This window comes from Paenibacillus wulumuqiensis (assembly GCF_000971965.1).
GTDB lineage: Bacteria > Bacillota > Bacilli > Paenibacillales > Paenibacillaceae > Saccharibacillus > Saccharibacillus wulumuqiensis.
In genome coordinates this window covers 118,796-140,111 of record NZ_LAQP01000001.1, presented here as the reverse complement: position 1 = coordinate 140,111, position 21,316 = coordinate 118,796, and the positions used below count along the sequence as shown (strand labels likewise).

Here is a 21,316-nt window from a genome sequence, read left to right as displayed (position 1 = left end):
TTAAACTGCTCTATACCATAATCGTCAAGCGAGAGGAGAATCCCATGAACCGAACGATTCAATTATGGACACGTTCACTGCTGGCAGCGGCAATCGCGGTCCCCATCCTCATCCCCATCACGGCACAGGCTGCCGAGACGAATCCGGCGGCTGATCCTACAGCCGTAACGACAGCCCGCATTCCCGCCTTTCCCGGTGCTGAAGGTGGCGGTATGTACACGACAGGTGGACGCGGGGGCAGCATTTACGAAGTGACCAATCTCAACGATTCCGGTCCAGGCTCCCTGCGTGATGCCGTATCGGCAGGCAACCGTACAATTGTCTTCCGTATCTCCGGCAATATCCACCTCAAATCCCCGCTCAAAATCAAAGCCTCCAATCTGACCATCGCCGGACAGACCGCTCCGGGCGACGGGATTGCCGTGCTTGATTATGATACAACGATCGACAGTGATAATATCATTATCCGCTATATGCGCTTCCGCCTGGGCGATGCCCATCCGACCGAGAGCGATGCCTTTGGTCTGCGCAAGCACAAGGACATCATGATCGATCACTGTTCCTTCAGCAATTCGGTGGATGAAGTGCTGTCGCCTTATCAGAATGAGAATCTGACCGTGCAGTGGTCGATCGCTTCCGAGAGCATGCTGATGTCCCATCACTCCAAGGGCCGGCACGGATATGGCGGCATCTGGGGCGGGCGCAATGTGACATTTCATCATAATTTGATCGCCCATAATGCCAGCCGGAATCCGCGCTTTGCCAGCGATGCCGGGGATACAGTCGATTTTCGCAATAATATTATCTACAACTGGCAATTCATGGCTACGTATGGCGGCGAGAATATCGCAGCCAATATGGTCGGCAATTATTACAAATACGGGCCTGATACCGCACGCAGCGTACGCGGGATGATCCGGGATACCCCCTCCGCCACCAGCCAGTGGTATATCGAGGGTAATCATGTGGACGGCTATCCGGATCTGACAGCAGACAACTGGCTCAGTATGCCGGATGCCCCGGCTGCTTCGCGGCTGAGCGAACCGGTGGATATGCCTTATCCGATTCAAGCGGAGAGTGCTGAGCAGGCCTATGAATCCATACTGGCTGAAGCCGGCGCCATCCTGCCCAAGCGTGACTCTATCGACGCCCGTATTATGCATGAAGTCGCGCAGCGCAGCGGCAGAATGCTGAACTCCCCTGCCGAAGCAGGAGGATATCCCGAGCTGCAGTCCGCCGAAGCTCCTGCAGATCAGGATCATGACGGGATGCCGGATGCCTGGGAGATTCAGCAGGGACTCCAGCCGGACGATCCTTCCGACAGCTCAGCCATCAGTCCGAGTGGATATACACAGCTGGAAGTCTATCTAAATCAGCTGGCAGGCAGCGGCTCGCTGAACCCGATCGTCAGCCTGTCCACTCCGAAGAAAAATCAATTGATTCAGGCCGACCAGTCTCTAAGCGTCACCGCCGATGCGTATGATGAGGATGGCCGTATTGCCATGGTCGAATTCTATTCCGGCAGTGAACGGCTCGGCCAGGATACGACGGCACCGTACGAATACCGCTGGAATGCCGTACCGGAAGGTACCCATTATATTACTGCCCGTGCTATTGACGATACCGGCACAGCGGCGAGCAGTTCCACAGTCGTACTGCATGCTGTCGGACCGGATGCTGTTGATCCGTGGACAACGGTGGATATTGGCAAAGTAGGCGTACCGGGAACAGCTACCTCTTCCGGCGATGCCATGACTGTACGCGGCAGCGGCCGCTATGGCGAAGGCGATTCGCTGAGTACCAGCCAGCGGCGGGATGACTTTTCACTCACCTATCAGAAATTAACCGGTGACTTTGAAATGATCTCCCGGATCGACAGCCAGTCTCGCTTCGATAACAATGCCCAGGCAGGAATGATGATCCGCAGTACGCTCGATGCCAATGCCCAGATGGCTGCCCTGACCCAATCGACTGTTAAATACGGTCAAGCCGGACGATTCATTCACCGGCTGCAGCCGGGTGACCGTGCTGTGGAGGTGCAGACCGAGGACTTCCTCGCACCCGGTTACATGAAGCTGGTGCGTACCGGCGATACGGTATATGCGTTCCTTTCCCAGTATGGACAGGAATGGGTACAGGCCGGATCGGTTCAGCTGGATGGACTGCCGGATACTGTCTATGCGGGATTCGCAGCCGATGCAGCATCAATCGACAACGAGATTCACAATTACAACACCGCTCATTTCTCCGACATCTCGATTCGTGAGCTGGCGCATATGCCATCCGTACCATCCAATGTGTACGGAGAAGCCATCAATGACGGTATCCAGATCCGCTGGACACGGGCGGCAGAAGCCGATACGTACAATGTGGAACGGTCACTTGTCGAGAACGGACGTTATACTACAGTCGCTGATACTATTCGGCAAAATGAATGGACCGACCGTACCGCCGAACAGGGCCGGCTGTATTATTACCGGGTGACTGCCATCCATGAAGAAAACGCCAGCCTGCCGTCAGCGCCTGTCTCTGCGGGACTGACTTCCCAGCAGCCGGTAACTGCCTACTGGGCATTGGATGATTTTGAACAGGATCAGATCGGAAAACCGCCAATCGGCTATACATTGGAACCGGCACATCCCGGCACAGCGACCAATCATGTACTGGTCGGCAATCTTGCCGCTTCCGCAGGTATAACGGTCGGTAATGCAGTCGTTCCGGGAAGCAAGGGACTGATCCTGTCGGATACCGGCAAAGTAACGACCCGGATCACCAAACGATTCAAGGAACAGACCGGTCAAGTCGTGCTGGACACCACTATACAGCTGAGCGCAAATAGCGATTATGACCGGATGCTGCAGCTGCTTAATACGCCAGGCGGCTATGCGGCTGTCGCGATCAATGCCGATGCGGACGGCTTCTCCTACTACGCTTCCTCCAAGGAAGTTCGTCCGCTCAGCCAGCAAAGTCCGCAGCCGGGACAGTGGTACCATATCCGCGTCATTGCCGATATCGCCAGTCAGACCGCAGACATTTACATCGATAACCAGCTGGCTGCCGAAGATGTTCCATTTATGAACAAAGTCTCTACCATTGCTACATTTACCGCCCAGACACCGGAGTCGGGCAGTGGCAATCTGAGCATCGACAATATCTCCATTCATTCCTTTGCTGTCAAATAAGGATCATTATCCGCAGGTACACACTATAGCACATGGCTGTCACTGGAGAAGATCCAACTGGCAGCCATGCTCTTTGTGTTTTTTATGTTTTTTGTGTTTCTTTGTGCCTTTTGCCAAATGATCAGAGCTATTCCACCATAGTCATGCCCAGCTGCCAACAGCCTCTAAGATGCAGTACAAAAAAAGGAAATCCCAGATCGGACTTCCTTTTACTTGTATATATTCATTTGGTTATCCTAACTTCAATCGCTCATGCCAAAATGCAGCAAATACAGCTTGCCGTTAGTGAAGAACAGATAATCATCCCATTCCAGTTCATAAAAGGAATCCGGTGTACTGGTTACTCGGAACACCGTCACCACATTGCCCTGCTGAGCCATACCTTCCTTGAGAATATGTATAAAATGCCGGCTCCCATGCTCCTGATCAAAAGGGACCGCACCCTGTTGTCCTACATCCGCACTGCGCCAGCGGTAATAAAGCCAGCCAGGCAGCACTTGCAGCAGATGTTCCTGCCAATCCTGCAGCCGGTCCAGACTCACCCGGTCTGGTGTTAGCTGCATATAGCCGCAGACACTCTCAACCAGCGTTCCAATAGCCGGGATCTCATCCAGATCGTAATCCAGCGCGCAATTATCCATCATATTCAGTTGGGCTACCCCCTGCAGATAGCCCCGTATGTAATCCATTGTCAGTCTCATAGGCAACATCCTCTCCCGTCCGTTCCATCCTCGCATGATCTGATGCCTGTATATCCTGGCTATGTCATCCTGATAGTATTAATACCCCGATTTTTTTCGCCAGAAGCGTCAGCTGCTCTATTATACTGCAAAACAGCCCGAACCGGGTATGCCTTCCTGCTGTGTGACCGTCTGCCGCTGCGGGTATATACATTACAGAAAAGCTTTTGCTGATAAAATAGATATACTATCTTGTACACATACTATTTTCGTGTTATAATTATATTGTAAACAATTTAATTTATAAAAATTAAATATAATAAGGAACGGTGATCTTCATGAAAATTCAACTGACCGAACTCGCAGACCAGAAATTAAAAGCAGCTCTTGGCGAACAGCCAGGCATGTACAAATTGCTGTATGATACCGGTGAAGGCTGTGGTTGTGACGGCATTCCTGTGCTGCTGATCGTGGACCAGCAGGATGCCCATGATGTAGTGATCGAGACCAATTCACTGCCGATTCTGATTGACCAGCAGCATGAGATTTACTTTGAAGCATCCATGTATCTGGATGCTGAGCCTAACTTCACTTCCTTCAAATTACGCAGTGATTCCATGCTGTACAGCAACAATGTGAAAATCAGAGATCTTCGTGGCATGGAAGTACCAGCCGGCACAGCATCCAATTCCTGCGCACTGCGTTGATGTGAAGTTAATCTGTATAGGTATGAAATAAGGCGTCAGCATAATTGGGCTAATCCCCATTATGCTGACGCCTTTTTGATTGAAAATTATTCATAAAGCGTATCGATAATTGGATTCCGCTTGATCATATCCAGCGGATAAACGGCTTGTTCATTACCCGGATGCCATGCTGATTGGCCCACCGGCTCAATTGTTCCAGCCCCTGCTCCGTATCATCGGTCAGGACAAAACAGCGACCAGTTGGCAAAATGACATTGCGGCTGGACTGAATACCGATTACAGGACGTTCATAGCCTTTGAGCAAAATCTGCCGGATGGCTGTACTCTCGATCTGCTGATCGCCAATGACCATAGCATCATCCTTTAAAAGGATCTCAAACGGTCTGCGGATACGACGACAGATAATGATGAACAGATAGGCTATAGAGACAATGAGCAGTACCAGCAGAGCTGCATACCAGTAGCGCCGATGGGTGGTAAAAGCAAGATTGCCCAGCAGGCATGTCAGTACGACCAGGCTAAGGATGATGCCGATAAAATCCCGCGTACCTGCCGGACGTCTCGCTGTCAGTATATTCATGATCGTGCACCTCCTTTCATAGTGGACAGTGACAAAAAAGCAGCTTCATTCCGCTGGCTCTCTGTCAGAGCCTGGTCGGAGCTCTCAACCATTCGCTGTCAGGTAGTCACTATTGTCTTGATCAGCGCCAGATATTCGCGAAGCATACTGATCGGCAGCTTGCTCAGGGGTGAAGGGCTGGATATGCCGCCATATACGGTATATCCGAGTTGCCCGGCAATATAACGAGCCCGATACATATGATAATTGCTGGTCACAATAATCGCTTTATACATGCCTGAATCGTAATAACCGTCTGTCTCCATCGCCTGCCGGCTGAACAGCAGATTCTCGTAAGTGCTTGTCGAGCGGCTCTCCAGCAGAATTGCCGAAGCAGGCACACCCTGAAGCAGCAAATAATTACGCATAGCCACCGCTTCGGGTACGGTCTCATCCACTCCCTGACCGCCGGAGACAATAATTTTGCAATCCCGGTGCTTTTGCCAGTACGTCAGTCCGGTATCTACCCGCTGGCGCAGCGTCACCGGCAGCTGGTCGCCCTGCTTGAGACCAGAACCCAAAATGATGATGTAATGCGCACGCTCCGCCCCGCTGTCATCCCTGTCAAACTGAGACAAGACCAGCATCTCACCAATCATAAACGACAGGATCAGCAGACTGCATAGAATAGCCAGCAGCCAGCCGATCCGCGGGTGCCTGTTCCATAATTTCTTCAGTTGATCTCGCTTGTTTGGCTTATTTGCCTTGCCTGGTTTGTTCAATGGATTGGGCTTTCTTTGTTGACGCATATGATTATGTACTCCACCTTAAGAATACCGATCCAGTTACCCTGCCTGCTGTATGGATCAGGGAATGACGGTATTGAGATTGATTGTAAACGATATAATTATCTATATTGTAGCATCCTGTGGAGGTCATACCCAAATTCCACCTTTTCCAGACTGCTGTGGAATCTATTCGCTAATTACTTTTACTCCCACTTGCTGGCTAACCCTTACAAACTTTTGTCTAAGCAAACAGGCTCCTGTCCGTTTGTACGGGCAAGAGCTTGTTCTGCTGCAGCATCGTGACTTAACCGGTCTTGGAATGAAACGTTGCCGCTGCATTATACCTGATTCATGTTATTCTGTCTCTGCATGCAGCTGACCCAGTACCTGCAGCAGTTCATTGCCAGTACCAAGCTTATATCCCTGCTGGCAGTAGCGTATCTGTCCGTGTGAATCAATGACCAGTACAATCGGACGCTGTTCACCGCGTACCTGTTCCAGCACTTCTTTTAACCCGGTCAGTGCATGCAGACGATCATCGACCAGCATATGCATCCGTTCCGGTAATCTATCTGTCGGTATACGCTCCTGATCCTGCGCATTCGCTGTGAACACATACAGCGGACCACCCCAACCAGCCCATTCCTCGCTCTGTTCGGACCATTCCCGCAGCAGATGCTTGGTCGGTTCGCGTTCCGGCTCCAGCCAGGCAATGATACTGCCTGCGGGATGAGCAGCATATGGCTCTGTACCCGGCAGCCGATCAATTACCGAATCCGGCAAAGGGCAGGATATCAACGGCATCATCATCTGCTGCCGGCGGAAGACCAGTTCGACCTCTGTCGTCTGCTCCGAATATACATGGAAAAAGGTAAACCGGCCTGCTACACTGCCATCACTGAGCCGTGTGCCTGTTGTTAATCGATAATCACCGGGTACCACCTCATGCGGTTTGCTGCAGATCTCCTTTTCCCCATATGGAAAATGCAGTGTGCGGTACACTCCATCCTCCAGCCGTGCCAGTGTAAAGTTGCGGTAATAACCCGCTTCTTCCTCTGCATCATCTGCTGACAGCCGCAGGATAACCTGCCCTTTGCCGGAAGACCGGGACGATTGTTCTCGGGCAGCTGCCGGATGGGAGATCTGAATATCGTTAGCCGCATCCTCGGCAATTCCGGGACTGCGGTAACCTGACACCTCTTCCGCTTCGCTGTGAGGTGCAAACCCCGCTTCCTGCCAACTGCCATCCTGCCAGTACTGCGGATACAGCTGCAGCGGTTCCAGCCGCGCCGGAATACCGAGACTGCGGGCAGCGGCGACATACATCATATCCCGGCTCAGCGCATCCATCACGCCCAGCCGATGGGCTCCTGCAGGCGTCGCCATCCCGGCGTACCGATCCACATCATTGTACAGACGTATCCCGGCCTGCAGATCTGCAGCCAGCTGCTGTGGATTCCGCCGATAATCCGCCTGCTCCTCCGAAGACCATAACGACTGGAAGTACTCCCGGTAAGCAGCCAGCATCTCAAAATGCACCCTTGGACACAGCACATACCGGTCAAATAGATCCTGCTGTTCGGTATACACCATATACGATCTGCTGCCTGTCAGATGATCATGCAGTACCGGACGAAAAGTATCCTGCCAATCCTTGGGGCGCATTGATTCCAGCATCCGCAGCGCCAGCTGACGATCCTCCGGGGCTGTCTCTTCCAGAAAAGCAGTCAGTTCCCTGCCATTGCCCCTGGCCGTCTGCAGTATGGTCCACAGACGATCTGCCGGGAGATTCCAGCCAGCTGCCAGCGTCCCGGTCTCTTCCTCTGTCAGAAATGCTGTCTCATAGGCTGTACGTATAGCGATGCCTTCTTCGATGCGCTGCTCATGCTTTTGCTTATCCGCTGTTGAGACCACAGGCCCCTCATCGACCGGCGGCGCCGGAGGAGGTACCATTTCCCAGTGTATACTTCCTTCAGCAAAGGAAGCCATGCCCAGCGTAACCGTAATCTCCGACTCTACCGCTGCATGGCAAAATGCCTCTCCCCAGCGCTGCCCGGCCCGTGCATGAATGAGCAGATCGCCGTACCCTGTCGTCAGCTGCGCCCGGCCTCTGCTATCCGTCTGCGTCGCCGCCAGCGGATAGAATTCTGCCGCATTATACAGTTGAAACTGCACCTCGGCCGGGATACGCTCTCCCTGCTCATCCACCGTATACACCGTCACTGAATGAACCGGTGCATAACGGTCCAGCATATTGATCTCCGTATACCATGGATGCCCGGAACAGACCTCTTCCGGTCCGTTATAATCTGCCGGTACACGTGTATTGACAAGCATTGCCCGGCGCGCAGGCAGCCGGAACCATCCTTCATCCAGTACAGGCTCCGGTTCACAGGCGCCGAGATAATGCCATTGTCCATCTGCCCACGCTTCGACCCAGGCATGGTTGGAATCACAGTGAGCCCAGCGCGGCGTATAACATTGACGTGCCGGAATGCCGATACTTCGCAGTGCCGTCACTGCCAGCGTAGACTGTTCCCCGCAGCGTCCCAGCGCTGTACGCATAATCGTCAGCGGCGAGACTGTCCGGATATCGGTACCTGTATAAGTGGCCCGCTCATGACACCAGTAGTTGGTCTCCAGGATGGCCTGCACCATCGGCAGAGGTCTCACCCGGTCTGCCAGCTCGGTATAAATGACCTGACGGCTATCATCCATATTCTCATTATTCACCCGGTACGGCAGGACAAAATTCACAAAAATCTCATCCGGGATAGATGCTCCCCACGGCATTTCACGGCGTACATGCAGTGCCTGCCGCACATGCCTCAGGAAAAAGGCACCGTCATAATCCGCCAGGTCATGCAGCGGCATATACGCGTATATAAATTTAAGCAGCAGTTGCTCCTCATCGGTCAGCGGCTCGTCAAATACCGAGAACAGCGATTGCTCCCTTTTGACAGCCTGCTGTCGTTTCCATTCGAACTTGCGATTTATCGTCTCCCGATCCAGTCCATATAATGCGGTTACAGTCATGCAGCCCATCCTCCTCTATAAAGGTCCATCTCCATCACAGCGCTGTATTCAAATGATTTCTTCCTGCCATGTCCACCCGTCTTCACGAATACATAGCCGGGTCCGTCCATCGGACAGCGCCGCCGATATCTGGAACATGCTGCTTGTGACTTCCATCTGCAGCTGCTCCGCATGGTCAAGGTGCAGCTCCAGCTCACCGACCTCCAGCAGTTCCTTCATATCACGGCAGTAACTGCCGTGGGTATAGGCATAGGCACGCTGCTTGTAGTAGAGCTGGCGCAGCTTCCATTTGGTTTGTTCGGCTTCCAGCTGGGCGGGAGTCAGAGACAGCATATCCAGCCCAGCAGAAGAAGTACCGCTTTCCGCATATTTTGTATATTTATTGCGTTCATTATATTCAATATGTTCGGTGTATTGCGCAGCCTGTACGTGTGATACGGATGTTCCTTTTTCTTCGTACTGTTCATTCATGCCATGGTCGTCTTCATTCCCGGCAAAGATCACATATCCCCACAGTTCGGGATAATGCATATTCACGATTCCCTGCGGACTCCATACCCAGTTATCTTCCGGCAGAGGCTTGCCAGTGGCAGGATCGGAGCGCTTCACATAGCGTTCATCCACCACGTCCACCTGCCATTCGACCCGCGAAAAGTTCACCCGCCAGTACTCACCATGCTGCGGTGGGCGCTGCTCTGCGGAGCACTCCTGCAGGATGCGCCACGGCAGGGCAATCTCTACCGACCACATCACATTCTCTGCCAGAGGATTGTTCAATTCCCCTTTGATGTACACGGCAGTACGCAGGCCGCTAATATCCCAGCCGTTGACCGCAGGTCCCTCATCACGATAAGGCTTGACCAGCAGCAGATCCCATACCGTATTCAGCGCATTGATCTCAAATTCGTAATACCGATGCGTATCCCCATCCGGATCGATAAATATCTCAAAGTCATTATCCTGAAAAATAACCGAATCCCGCTCGCGCTGATTTGCCCAGATCTCATTGTCTTCCAGCTCGGCACCTATGTAGAAATAATCGTCGTCCCAGAGCATTTTTACACGGGTTCTTTTGGCAGGTATCGGTCTGCGGTCGCCCTCAATATCCACAAAGTCTTCCGTCCATTCCGCCTGCTGCCAGAAATGCTGATCCAGACGACCTGTCCATTCGCTGACTCCTGAAGCACGTCTGCATGTGTATGATTTCGGATTGAATACAATCTGTGGTTCAGGAACGGCAGATAACTTGCGCATTCAGTCAGCCTCCTCGGGGTTCATCTTGTGCTTTGGCTATCTTGTACTTTTGCTTCAGATGAACAGTATTGGAATACTGCTCATTGTAGGCAAGGATAGTGAGCAGGTAAATATGGCAATTATATGATGGGCGATATGTAGGTTATGCTTACAGTTGATAAATCGTTGTTATTAGCATTTTATAAGCAGCAAAATATACAAAAACCGCTCTTTATAATAAAAGAGCGGGTCTGCATCTTGACCTGTTCATAAACGGATGATCACGCAGTTGGTTCCAGACCAGTACCTTGTCGCAAAGTACGATAGTTTGCTTTGATCATCACTTTGGATCGTCACTTTGAATCATCATTATTGTATGCTGATCAGCGATTCTTTTTCTGTTCGTGCCACTGACGGAATTCGTGCGCCAGGATGCTCATGCTAATTGCATCATGATACTGATAATCATAATACAGCACTTCCCGCTGAACACCTTCACGGCGGAATCCCAGCTTTTCATACGAACGAATCGCCCGCTCGTTAAAGGAAAAGACCGACAGTTCCACCCGGTGCAGATTGATATTGCCAAAAGCATAATCCAGCAGCATCTCCATCGCTTCGGTACCATATCCCTGACCGCAATTGGACGATTCAAATATTGCCACCCGTACATGCGCATTGCGGTTGGTCCGGTCGATATCCATTAGTGAGATTTCACCAATGACCTGTCCTGCCGGCTTGAGCATAATGAGCAGATCGATCCGGCTGGAATCGCTGGTGCTTTCTTCGATGAACCGGGCCACTCCTTCACGGGTAAACAGCACATGGGTCCCAGTCAGGCGGCGCATCTCCTCATTCATCAATGTCGGATAGTACAGGTCCAGATCGTCTGTTGTAAATGTGCGCAAATACAGTCGTTCGCTTTCCAGCACACGTGCATCGTTATGATTCATTGTGATCATTCCTTATCTTCTTATGTATTCGGTATGCTTCGGCTTTTGCATAAATAAAGGAAAAGTTATCTCCCGGAAGTAGTGTATCATATGAATCGGCAGCAGCTCCAGCAAGAGCAAAACAGTCTCCGTATTCTCATCCATGTTTAACACAAATAACTCTATGCTGTATAAGCCAGAGAGTTATTTCATTGCTATTATTAATAAAGGACCGTCCTGGAGTCATTATCCCTGCAGCTTGCGAATCAGCTGACGCAGCTGCTGATTCAGACTCTGCAGCTCTTCGCTGGACAGACCGGTCGCACTTAGCAGCGATTCCGGCAGACAGCTGGATTGCTCCTGCAGTGCCATTCCTTTTTCCGTAATTTTAATATTTACGACCCGCTCGTCTTCCGTAGAGCGCTGCCGGGTTATCAGTCCGTTTTCTTCCATTCGTTTGAGCATGGAGGTCATCGTGCCGGAATCCAGATAGATTTCCTTGCCGAGTTCCTTGATCGTGCACTCCTGCTTTTCCCATAAGACAACTAGCGTAATATATTGCGGATAGGTAATCCCCATCTCTTCGAGCATCGGCCAGTACATTCTGGTAATAGCTCTTGAGCCTGCGTAGAGCGAGAAGCAGATATGCTGTTCCAGAGCTGTTACACTTGTCGATTCCATTCTTCTCACCTAATTTCTTTGTGTTTAGTTCATCATAAGCAGCATAGTGATTTAGTATTATCGTATCGTTACTGTTATATATTGTCAACAATTAATTTGCTTAAAACTTAAATTTTAGCAAACAAATTATTTTATCGGCTGCAATTGCCTTTTTTATGGCCTCTCTGCTATGTACCTATCGGACTGTTATATACGAAAAAGCCCTTCCATACCAGTTACCGCTCACCGGATCGGTGAACAGGCTGCCTGCTAGGAAGAGCTTATGTCGTTAATCTATACATTCATAATCTATACAGCATCTTTGCAATAGAAAAAATACAATCCAGCATCTGTCCGCTCGGTCTAGAAACCAAACACGGACATGCCGCCATCGACCATCAGCGTCTGACCGGTAATGTAGCCGGCAGCATCGGAGGACAAAAAGACGACCGGGCCGACCAGTTCTTCCAGATTGCCGACCCGCTTCATTGGGGTGCGGTCCAAAATCTCCTGCATGTACTGCTCATTCGCCAGCACCTGCTCGGTCAGCGGAGTACGGAAATACCATGGACCCACCGCATTGACCTGAATGCCGTACTGTGCCCACTCCATCGACAGAATCTTTGTCATCTGGATCAATCCTGCCTTGGTGGCACCGTACGCTACGCCGGTACGTAGAGCAACCTGACCGGCAACAGAGGCAATATTGATAATCCGCCCGCCGCCATGCTCCTTCATCTGTTCCGCTGCAAGCTGGGACGCGATCAAAGCCGAATGCAGATTCGTCTGCACAATCATATTCCACTCGGCATCCGTCACATCGAGCGCCTTGCTGCGGATGTTCATACCTGCATTGTTAACCAGAATATCCGGCGCACCAAAAGCCAGTTCAAAGCGCTCGAACGCTTCCTTCATCTGCTGACGATCCGTCACATCCGCGACCATGCAGATCGCCTGGCGGCTGCTGTGCTTCTCGATCAGCTGGCGGGTGACATCAAGGTCAGAACCGGTGCGCGAGATCAGTCCCACATCGGCGCCTGCCTGTGCCAATCCGATTGCCAGCGCCTGGCCGATTCCTTTGCCTGCACCGGTAACGATTGCTTTTTTATTGGATAATGAAAATGATGGTAAATACATCGGTAGCAACTCCCTTTCCATCCCGCGATCCGGTCAGACCGGCTGGCGGAAGCTCGTAAAGTATTGGCTTGGCCCCCCATGCTCCGGATGAGTGACCTCCTCATATTTCTCGGAGGTGTATTCCCCGATCACCCGTCTCCAGAATGCCTGAGCGGCTGTATTGTTATGCACCTGAGTGACTTTCCAGCGGCCCGGATAGCGGCTGAACAATTCCTGCGCTGCCCAGCGGCCTACACCTGCACGCCTGTATTTGTGCAGAATAAAAAATTCGGTCATATAATAGTCACTCTCACTGCTGTCCACATACCGGTCCACCAGGGCAAAGCCGGCAATATAGGAGCCCGAATAGATCAGAAATGGAAATTTGCGTCCCGGACGTCCCCAGAACTCATCCAGTCCCGGATACTCGGGGAAACGTCCCTTGTCGTTCAGCTCGATATTCAGATAATATGTAAAATCATAAAGATACAATTGCATCATTTCCCGGATAACCCGCTTTTTACTTCTCGGTACCAACTCCAGCGCCAGCGCCATCATGTTCCCTCCGTTGTCTCATCTGTTGGTTGCACTTCATCTACATAGGTTCAAGATAGGTTCAGGAAAAATATGTATTTCATCCTAACGCCTTCTTACCACTATATAACGTTCCTGCATGGTGACGCAAATCATATTCCCATTATTTTATGGTACAATCGGGACATGAGGTGAGTTAACGACATGACCATTCAGAAGATACACGATCGCCGCAAGCTGGACGAGAAACTTCCGTCCATGCCATGGTATATTGAACAATTTATCAACTACAAATTACCGGATCTGTCCCCTTCCACCCTGCTGGAATACATACGGGATTATGAATCATTTCTGGGCTGGATGATGGCAGAGGGATTATCTGCAGCCAGCGCCTATACGGAAGTTCAGCTGATCGAACTGGAGACGCTCCGAATGGAGGATGTAACCAGCTACCGGCTGTATCTGACGACACGCGCCGAGAGTACCAATACACGAGTAACCGTATCGCGCAAGCTGTCCTCGCTGCGTTCGCTCTTTCATTACCTGAGCCAGATCGCCGAGGATGAGGATTTTTACCCGCTGCTCAAGCGCAACATTATGGCCAAAATTGAAGTCAAACGGCTGCACAAGCCCAAGGACACCGCCGCCAAGCTCAAAGGCAAAATTCTGGAAGAAGAAGAACTGGAAGAATTCGTCGGTTATATCCTGGAAGGTCACCGTGAGACGATCGCAGGCAATAAGCAGGCGCTCTATTCGTATGAACTGAATCGCGAGCGGGATGCCTGCATTGCCAGCCTGATCCTCAATTCCGGACTGCGCGTATCCGAAGTGGTCAATCTGAACCTAAACGATCTCGACTTGAACCAGAAAATGCTGTATGTCTCCCGCAAAGGCAACAACGACGAGACGTTCAAAACACCGGTCTACTTCCGCGAGCAGGCACGGGACGAACTGCAGACGTATTTGCAGCTGCGGGAATCCCGCTATCGTACGCCGCGTGGTGAACAGGCGCTGTTCGTCGCCAAGCCCAACGGTCACGCATCCGGCAACCGCATGACCAAGCGCGCCATTCAGGCGATGATTATTAAATACGCCAAATACTTTGGCAAACCGTATCTGACCGTACACAAGCTGCGGCACTCTTTTGCGACCGATTATTATTTGCAAAATGATATTTACAAAACCAAGGAACAGCTGGGTCACGCTTCTACCGAGACGACGGAGATCTACGCGCATCTGACCGACAAGACGATGTCCGAAGCGATCGAGAAGCGCAAGGATCTGGATTAGAACAAATTATTGTATATTGTACATTCCCCGGTATATGTTTACAGCAAAAAGCTGCCTTTCAAAAAAGGCAGCTTTTTATTTAAACAATCCTACTATACGTTTACATGTCAGACATTCACTTTGTAATCCAATTGCAATTCGTCTGCAGGCACACCTCTGATCCCCCAATTATTTTTTGGAGTTTCAAATATCGTAATTTCAAGATCATTCGGTAGAATGCCTGTTGTTTCGCTTATACGCTGAAACAACAGGCTAATCAGCTGTTTTTTGGCTGCTGCCGATCTTCCTTCGAAAATACTGATTTCAATAATGGTATAAGCATCTGAACGACCATTTGCAAAAATGAAGTCTTCTTTGGGCATAGGAAAAAAGCGATGGAATTTTTTATCCGGTGGAAGTTGAAAAGCATCAACTATACACGAATGGATAACTTCTGAAAGATTTTTCTTGATCGGGTTCAACCTTTCATCCAGTCCATAAATTTTGATCTGTGCCATCTTCTCAGCTCACCTTTCTCTTCTCAACTGTTCTTACTCATCTATCGTAATCTTTATCAATTAAGCATTTTTCAGCTTTTCACCGAGATCGACAAAAGCAGCGACTGCGGTACGGATACGCAGCTCTGCGCCTTCGTCCACTGGTTCACCATTTTCATTGAACTCACGCTGTGTACCGCCGATCGAGATCCATTCTGGGCAGTTGATGCCGTGCAGGTTGCGCACGATATTTTGCAGATGCAGCAGGGAAGCTGTACCGATCAGACCGCCGGCCGAGTTGGCGGACAGGACCACCTTGTTGGTAAAATGCTCGCTGCTCAGGAAATCGAGTGCATTTTTGAGTACTCCCGACAGTGAACCGTGATATTCCGGTGTAGCCAGCACAAGCGCATCGGCGCTTTTTGCGGCAGCGGACAGTTTCAGTACTTCTTCATGGCCGTAGGCCTCTCCCGGGCCGTACAGCGGCAGCACATGCTCCTGCAGATTGAACACTTCCGCTTCATGTCCCTGCTCGGTCAGCAGGCGGGCCATGTAGTGGCACAGCTTGGTAGTGGATGCGTCCGGACGTGTGCTTCCGGCGATAAGGGTAACTTTCATTGTATAGGGTCCTCCTGTGTAGTAGATTGGCAGCTGCCGTATTTTATTCACATTGCTTTGTCAGTTGGATGGGTATGACATTATGTAAGCATTCAGTGCAGTGAACAATTCCATAATACCATCTTTTCCGGCTGGAATAACAGGTATTCCTTTAAAATTTGAAATTCCAGCGAGCTGCTCTGGCTCTATGCGGGTATAGATCCACTGCAATCCACTCAGCTGATCCAGCAGTTCGACGTCCAATTCTCTGGCAATCAGCACTGCTTTGGGATAGTGCTCCTGCTTGAATCCTTCGACCAGGATCAGATCATATGGCTTTGCAGCATGGGCAGCCAGCTCCATCACCAGCTGCTGCAGTGTGGATGGCTGTTCCCGGATGATCGCTGTACGTGCAGGAGACGTAATCACGACTGCAGCTGCACCGGCCTCAGTATGGGCAAAAGTATCCGTACCCGCATGATCCATCTGAAACTCATGGGCATCATGCTTGATCACGGCAATCCGCATTCCGCGGGCGACTCCGAGCCGAAGCAGCTCGGTAACAAGGGTTGTTTTGCCGGAATTTTTGTAGCCGACGATCTGGATGACCGGCGGCAGCGAGGTATGCACGTGTGTTCCGCTGGTGTTCATCATTTCACTGCCAGCTTCAGGACGGATACCGGTGTACCGGCCGGCAGCGGTTCGGTCGTCGGCGGAATGACGATCAGGCAGTCGCTGTCCTTGATCGTCACCATTACATTGGATTCGTCCAGCAGCGCCGGATAAGCGATGACGTGACCATTCTCCACATTCACATGTCCGCGCACATAGCGGGTGAAGCTGTTAATTTTGCTGTAATCCCGTCCAAGCCGGGCTGTCCATTCCGGCAGATAGTCTTCTGTACTGTTCATCATCTGACGGATCGTCGGACGAACGAGTAGTTCACAGCCGACAAAGCAGGCTCCCGGATTGCCGGAAAGGGCAAACAGCAAAGTCCCTTCCTTGACCGCTCCGGTCGTCACGCTTCCCGGACGCATGGAGATTTTGTTGAACAGCATCTCCACTTCGCCGCTGCGTACCAGATCGCCCATAATATCATAGTCACCGACCGATACGCCGCCGCTGGATACGACCAGATCATACTGCGCCAGCGCATCCATCATTATCGTGCGTGCCAGTTCCAGATCATCTTCTACCGCTCCCAGCAGATGAGGCTCGCCGCCAGCTGCCCGGATCTGCTCGGCCAGCATCAGGGAGTTGCTGTTGCGGATTTTGCCCGGCTCGATCGGCTCCTCCACACCAAGCAGTTCGGTTCCCGTCGAAAATATCGCCACCTGCGGACGGCGATATACGGTTACCGTATGTACGCCAAACGTAGCCAGCACCGATATCTCACCGGCTCCGATATAAGCCCCCTGTTCCAATAGCTGCTCACCTTCTCCAATTTCCAGACCGATTGGAGTAATATTGCGGCCTGCTTCTACCTGCCGCTTGAGACCGACCCATGTGCGCTCATCTTCTGTACGCGTCTCTGTCATTTCCAGCATTACGACCACATCGGCACCTTCCGGTACCATCGCGCCGGTCATGATGCGCGCTGCCTGACCGGACCGAATGGAGACCGAAGGCGTGTAGCCGCATGGGATATTATCCACGACTTCCAGCCAAACTACCTTTTCACTGGAAGCACCCTCCAGATCGGCTGCGATCATGGCATATCCGTCCATGCCCGAGCGCCGGAAATGCGGATAGGGATGCGGCGCTGTCACCGTCTGCGCGAGAAATCGGCCGCCTGCCTCCTCCAGCTTGACCTGCTCCGTCTCTGCCTGCCGGACATGAACGGCAATCCGCCGCTGCGCTTCTGCCGGGGTAATCGGCTTTCGGTGAAATTTGCCCCGATCCTGCTGTGCTGCGGATGGTGCAGCCTGTTGTTCCGGTTGGTTCTGTGCTGTCATGATCTGATTCCTCCCTTGATTTCTGCAGCTGTCTGCCGGACAGCCGGGTCCGTTACTTTCCTTACAGTTATAGCTCAAGCGTACATTTCATGCAAGTGTCAGGCTGTTCATAAGAATATTATGATACGGTGCGGGTTGAATCGGAATCTCGTACTCGTTGTATTTGTGACATTGACCATAGAAAGTGATGAGTTAAAGGTTAGTAATTTACATAAATCAGGATATGTTCATATAAATAAGGGTTGGCTCCATGGTTGTTGTGACGCTGAGTTCGGATGATGGAATGGTAATTAGGATGGAGAGATTGCGGATGGGATATACGGGCGAATATTCTTTTATTATTATGAATTTTTCATATAGTGAAATTATTTAATTAGTAGTTAGGACTTCATAAATTAAATTACTTCTCCTTGGTTGATGCCTTTTGTCGTTTGTCGTTTGTCGTTTGTCGTTTGTCGTTTGTCGTTTGTCGTTTGTCGTTTGTCGTTTGTCGTTTGTCGTTTGTCGTTTGTCGTTTGTCGTTTGTCGTTTGTCGTTTGTCGTTTGTCCAAAATGATACCAATTTTAAACTTTAACACAAATAAAAGAGCCGTCTGCACGGCTCCTTTACGGGTTACTTTGTATTATATGGATCTACACGTTCTCTTTCTGGAGAAGTATTTACACATCTTTTGTATTTCAGCCTTTTCATCATTCTCTTGTATTCACTCTATATCTATACAGTTTCCTTGTCTTGAATCTATGCTACAAACCCGCTGCTTAATGATTCAGCGCGCTGATCTGTAAGGTCTCCCAGCGTATGGCTTCTCCGCCTGCATGGCGAATATGGATGACTTTCTTCTCTCCAGGCAGTAGGTCAAAGTAATTATCGCTGAATCGCAATCTGCCCTGCGATATCTCCAGCTTCACCATCCGGGCCAGTACGCTGCCGCCGGTCAGGGTAACCGTCTGCTGCTGCTCGTCCACCTGCAGGCTCCAATCTGCAGCAGGCAGATTCAGCTGCTGCGGGGAACGCAGATAATAACGGTTATCCGGAATATCCGGATGATCCGCACTCAGCACCACGAACACTTCATGTGCTTCCAGACCATCCTTTCCTCCAGCAAAGGATTCACCTGCTGATAAAGTGGTTTCTTGTTCTGGGGACACTGATTGCTGCCCGGCAGCTGCCAGAATCTCTGCTTCACTAATACGTTGCACATCTACTGCCCCATTGGCCGGCACATCGACTGTAAAAGTACGACTGTAGACCGGTTCACCGGTCCAGGTCATCACCTTCATCTCCATCTGAGTCGTAAATGACTGCAGCGTATCGTTAACGATCCATAGCTTCAGATCCTGCCCCGGCTCATGATCCAGTGACAGCAGCAGCGGATGGTAAAAGGAACGGGCGTAGAAATACGCAGCCTTGGGCAGCAGTTCATAATCGATAATCGCCCAGCTCGTCCCCGGCCAGCTGTCATTGAGCTGCCAGATCAGACTTCCGCTGTTGCGGTGCTTGAGACGACGGTAATGTTCGATGCCATATTTCAGCCCTTCCGCCTGAGTCAGCATGGAATAGTCCAGATACTGATCGATATTTTGCGGAATGCCGGTATAGCCTTCCATTAGCAGAATGCCTTTACGATGGTTGGTGTCCTTGTTCCGGTAATCCATCTCCTCACTGCCCCAGTAAAAGGATTCTTCCGGGATATAGCGGGAGAGTGTATACCGGTTCGCCGCCGCATGCATACCGAATTCGCTGCTGAACAGCGCCAGATCCTGCTTGTAATGATGGAAACTGACGCCTTCGATACTGTAATCCAGCAGCGGCTTGTCTCCATACTGCCGCGGATATACCGAACCATGCCAGACCTGCCAGTTATGACGGTCTCCGGCGTCCGGATCATTGACGTCGCTGCCGCCATACGGCGAGGATGGCCAGTAGGGACGATACGGGTCCTGCTCGGCCAGCACATCCGGGATTAGCTCATGATAGATCGCTTCTCCGTAAAAAGGACTTCGAATATCACCAGCGGCTGTTTTCATATCATACAGCCAGTCGATCTCGTTATTGCCGCACCAGAGGGCAAGTGACGCATGATTGCGCAGCCGCTGCACATTGTCTCTTACCTCTGCCCTTATATTTTCCATAAAGTCCCGGTTAAAGTCAGGGAACAGCGCATTTGCAAACGCAAAATCCTGCCAGACCAGAATGCCCTGTCGGTCGCACTGTTCATAAAATATATCCTTCTCATAAATGCCGCCTGCCCATACGCGCAGCATATTCATATGCGCCTCGGCTGCCAGCTCGATCAGCTCCACATAACGGGAATCCTCCGCCGAACCGATCAGATTGTCCACCGGTATCCAGTTGGCTCCCTTGGCATAGATGCGTACTCCATTAAGGACAAAGGCAAATAAAGGTTCTCCTTGCTCTCCCTCCAGCTGCAGCTCAATCGTCCGCAGACCGATCTCATGCTCGTAGCGGTCGACCAGTTCGTCTCCGGCATACAACAGTACGCGCAGGTTATATAAATATGGTTCGCCCAGATCATGGGTCCACCATAGCCGGGGCTGCGGAATATGTAATTGCACCGTCCATGTATCCGGCCGACCGTGAACTGCTTGTATCCCGGTCTGCTCACGAACAATCTCGGTACCTTCACGATCCAGCAGCATCACTTCCGCCCGTAATGGGGATGCTGTCTGAGGACCGGACAGACCATGGCGGTGTTCATTATAGCTCGTATAACGCAGCGGCGAGACGATGCTGACAGCAGCCTGCACATCCAGAACCGCCTCATGTGGATCCGCACTGCAGGTGTATGCATATACCTGATCCAGCCGGGCAATCCGGTGACGCTGTATATTTACACTGCCCCAGATGCCTGTCGTTACGATACGTGGACCCCAATCCCAGCCAAAATTCATCGCAGCCTTGCGCAGCCACGGCCGCTCTTTCGTATACGAGGACCAGTCGAACAATTCTTTCTCCTGATGGTGCGGATGCAGCGGATCAAAGTGGACAGCCACGCTATTCCAGCCGCTGCGAACGACACGGCTGATATCAAACGTATACCTGCGATGCATATTGGCGGCTTGCCCCACCTCATGTCCATTCACATAGACCGTCGCAAACGTATCCAGTCCTTCAAAAGTCAGTTCATGCCGCTCGGTAATATCATCCGACAGTTCATAATCAAATGTCGTACGGTACCACCATTCCTCCTGTTCGATCCAACGGCTCAGCTGATCCTGATGTCCATAATACGGATGAGGAATCAATCGACGCTGAATCAGAGCGGTGTGCACATCCCCGGGTACAGAGGCCGTGATCCAGTAGCGGTCATCCAGTCCCGGTGCAGATACGTCCACCGCTCTCATTTCTCCCGGCCGATAATGCTGAATTCTCCATGTTCCATCCAGGCTGAGGCAGGATGAATCCGGATAGGTTGATGCATTGATGCTGTCCATGATGATTTACTCCCTCCTGTACTTTCAGGCATTTAGTAATGTTCACCGATATATATTACGCGTATTCCTATTGCAGGGTAATTGTATAAATTAACGAAAAAGCTGCATTATTTTA

At 51.1% G+C, this 21,316-nt stretch carries 17 protein-coding genes; 3 read left to right on the top strand and 14 right to left on the bottom strand.

All coding sequences use genetic code 11. From position 1 onward, the window contains the following. Window positions 1–44 precede the first annotated feature (44 nt). Window positions 45–3,182: an Ig-like domain-containing protein gene (locus WH45_RS08850; RefSeq protein ID WP_052723694.1), complete on the top strand. Its 3,138-nt coding sequence runs from the start codon at window positions 45–47 to the stop codon at window positions 3,180–3,182. Between the two features lie 242 nt (window positions 3,183–3,424). Here WH45_RS08850 and WH45_RS08845 read toward each other — a convergent pair whose 3' ends face one another. Continuing rightward, a complete protein-coding gene (locus WH45_RS08845) occupies window positions 3,425–3,883 on the bottom strand; it encodes a hypothetical protein (protein ID WP_046214024.1) in 459 nt (152 codons plus the stop codon). A 317-nt stretch (window positions 3,884–4,200) separates the two neighbouring features. Here WH45_RS08845 and WH45_RS08840 point away from each other — a divergent pair, with 317 nt between their 5' ends. Next, window positions 4,201–4,569 (top strand): iron-sulfur cluster biosynthesis family protein, encoded by a 369-nt coding sequence (locus WH45_RS08840; protein WP_046214023.1) that lies wholly within the window; start codon window positions 4,201–4,203, stop codon window positions 4,567–4,569. A gap of 124 nt (window positions 4,570–4,693) precedes the next feature. On the opposite strand, the gene WH45_RS08835 is transcribed toward WH45_RS08840, so the two are convergent. From WH45_RS08835 to WH45_RS08800, 8 genes are all read right to left on the bottom strand, one after another. Further along, complete coding sequence (locus WH45_RS08835) at window positions 4,694–5,149, bottom strand: hypothetical protein (protein WP_046214022.1); 456 nt, start codon at window positions 5,147–5,149, stop codon at window positions 4,694–4,696. A 98-nt stretch (window positions 5,150–5,247) separates the two neighbouring features. Further along, complete coding sequence (locus tag WH45_RS08830; protein WP_052723693.1) at window positions 5,248–5,937, bottom strand: YdcF family protein; 690 nt, start codon at window positions 5,935–5,937, stop codon at window positions 5,248–5,250. Window positions 5,938–6,270: 333 nt separating this feature from the next. Beyond that, window positions 6,271–8,952 (bottom strand): transglutaminase-like domain-containing protein, encoded by a 2,682-nt coding sequence (locus WH45_RS08825; protein ID WP_046214021.1) that lies wholly within the window; start codon window positions 8,950–8,952, stop codon window positions 6,271–6,273. 48 nt (window positions 8,953–9,000) lie between these two features. Continuing rightward, on the bottom strand, window positions 9,001–10,206 hold the full coding sequence (locus WH45_RS08820) for a carbohydrate-binding family 9-like protein (RefSeq protein ID WP_046214020.1): 1,206 nt from the start codon (window positions 10,204–10,206) through the stop codon (window positions 9,001–9,003). A 362-nt stretch (window positions 10,207–10,568) separates the two neighbouring features. Then, complete coding sequence (locus WH45_RS08815; RefSeq protein ID WP_082096634.1) at window positions 10,569–11,138, bottom strand: GNAT family N-acetyltransferase; 570 nt, start codon at window positions 11,136–11,138, stop codon at window positions 10,569–10,571. Between the two features lie 225 nt (window positions 11,139–11,363). Then, window positions 11,364–11,798, bottom strand: a complete 435-nt coding sequence (locus WH45_RS08810; RefSeq protein WP_046214018.1) for a MarR family winged helix-turn-helix transcriptional regulator — start codon at window positions 11,796–11,798, stop codon at window positions 11,364–11,366. Between the two features lie 342 nt (window positions 11,799–12,140). Further along, on the bottom strand, window positions 12,141–12,914 hold the full coding sequence (locus WH45_RS08805; RefSeq protein ID WP_046214017.1) for an SDR family NAD(P)-dependent oxidoreductase: 774 nt from the start codon (window positions 12,912–12,914) through the stop codon (window positions 12,141–12,143). A gap of 33 nt (window positions 12,915–12,947) precedes the next feature. Next, a complete protein-coding gene (locus tag WH45_RS08800; protein ID WP_200897682.1) occupies window positions 12,948–13,448 on the bottom strand; it encodes a GNAT family N-acetyltransferase in 501 nt (166 codons plus the stop codon). 183 nt (window positions 13,449–13,631) lie between these two features. Here WH45_RS08800 and xerS point away from each other — a divergent pair, with 183 nt between their 5' ends. Further along, the gene (xerS, locus tag WH45_RS08795) at window positions 13,632–14,717 is read left to right on the top strand and encodes a tyrosine recombinase XerS (protein ID WP_046214015.1); all 1,086 of its coding nucleotides are present in this window, start codon (window positions 13,632–13,634) and stop codon (window positions 14,715–14,717) included. A gap of 107 nt (window positions 14,718–14,824) precedes the next feature. On the opposite strand, the gene WH45_RS08790 is transcribed toward xerS, so the two are convergent. The 5 genes from WH45_RS08790 to WH45_RS08765 form a co-directional block, all read right to left on the bottom strand. After that, complete coding sequence (locus tag WH45_RS08790) at window positions 14,825–15,214, bottom strand: tautomerase family protein (protein WP_046214014.1); 390 nt, start codon at window positions 15,212–15,214, stop codon at window positions 14,825–14,827. A 60-nt stretch (window positions 15,215–15,274) separates the two neighbouring features. Next, a complete protein-coding gene (locus WH45_RS08785; RefSeq protein WP_046214013.1) occupies window positions 15,275–15,811 on the bottom strand; it encodes an NADPH-dependent FMN reductase in 537 nt (178 codons plus the stop codon). A gap of 60 nt (window positions 15,812–15,871) precedes the next feature. Continuing rightward, on the bottom strand, window positions 15,872–16,444 hold the full coding sequence (gene mobB / locus WH45_RS08780) for a molybdopterin-guanine dinucleotide biosynthesis protein B (protein WP_052723691.1): 573 nt from the start codon (window positions 16,442–16,444) through the stop codon (window positions 15,872–15,874). After that, window positions 16,441–17,745, bottom strand: coding sequence for a molybdopterin molybdotransferase MoeA (locus WH45_RS08775; protein WP_046214012.1), 1,305 nt, complete (start codon window positions 17,743–17,745; stop codon window positions 16,441–16,443). Before WH45_RS08775 ends, mobB begins: the two co-directional genes overlap by 4 nt. 759 nt (window positions 17,746–18,504) lie before the next feature. Then, the gene (locus WH45_RS08765; protein ID WP_046214010.1) at window positions 18,505–21,201 is read right to left on the bottom strand and encodes a beta-mannosidase; all 2,697 of its coding nucleotides are present in this window, start codon (window positions 21,199–21,201) and stop codon (window positions 18,505–18,507) included. Window positions 21,202–21,316: the final 115 nt, after the last annotated feature.

Coding starts and splice junctions, on each gene's coding strand:
- WH45_RS08805 (WP_046214017.1), bottom strand. CDS start 12,914: ATGTATTTACCATCATTTTCATTATCCAATAAAAAAGCAATCGTTACC.
- WH45_RS08835 (WP_046214022.1), bottom strand. CDS start 5,149: ATGAATATACTGACAGCGAGACGTCCGGCAGGTACGCGGGATTTTATC.
- WH45_RS08815 (WP_082096634.1), bottom strand. CDS start 11,138: ATGAATCATAACGATGCACGTGTGCTGGAAAGCGAACGACTGTATTTG.
- WH45_RS08775 (WP_046214012.1), bottom strand. CDS start 17,745: ATGACAGCACAGAACCAACCGGAACAACAGGCTGCACCATCCGCAGCA.
- WH45_RS08810 (WP_046214018.1), bottom strand. CDS start 11,798: ATGGAATCGACAAGTGTAACAGCTCTGGAACAGCATATCTGCTTCTCG.
- mobB (WP_052723691.1), bottom strand. CDS start 16,444: ATGATGAACACCAGCGGAACACACGTGCATACCTCGCTGCCGCCGGTC.
- WH45_RS08850 (WP_052723694.1), top strand. CDS start 45: ATGAACCGAACGATTCAATTATGGACACGTTCACTGCTGGCAGCGGCA.
- WH45_RS08840 (WP_046214023.1), top strand. CDS start 4,201: ATGAAAATTCAACTGACCGAACTCGCAGACCAGAAATTAAAAGCAGCT.
- WH45_RS08785 (WP_046214013.1), bottom strand. CDS start 15,811: ATGAAAGTTACCCTTATCGCCGGAAGCACACGTCCGGACGCATCCACT.
- WH45_RS08830 (WP_052723693.1), bottom strand. CDS start 5,937: ATGCGTCAACAAAGAAAGCCCAATCCATTGAACAAACCAGGCAAGGCA.
- WH45_RS08820 (WP_046214020.1), bottom strand. CDS start 10,206: ATGCGCAAGTTATCTGCCGTTCCTGAACCACAGATTGTATTCAATCCG.
- WH45_RS08825 (WP_046214021.1), bottom strand. CDS start 8,952: ATGACTGTAACCGCATTATATGGACTGGATCGGGAGACGATAAATCGC.
- WH45_RS08790 (WP_046214014.1), bottom strand. CDS start 15,214: ATGGCACAGATCAAAATTTATGGACTGGATGAAAGGTTGAACCCGATC.
- xerS (WP_046214015.1), top strand. CDS start 13,632: ATGACCATTCAGAAGATACACGATCGCCGCAAGCTGGACGAGAAACTT.
- WH45_RS08765 (WP_046214010.1), bottom strand. CDS start 21,201: ATGGACAGCATCAATGCATCAACCTATCCGGATTCATCCTGCCTCAGC.
- WH45_RS08800 (WP_200897682.1), bottom strand. CDS start 13,448: ATGGCGCTGGCGCTGGAGTTGGTACCGAGAAGTAAAAAGCGGGTTATC.
- WH45_RS08845 (WP_046214024.1), bottom strand. CDS start 3,883: ATGAGACTGACAATGGATTACATACGGGGCTATCTGCAGGGGGTAGCC.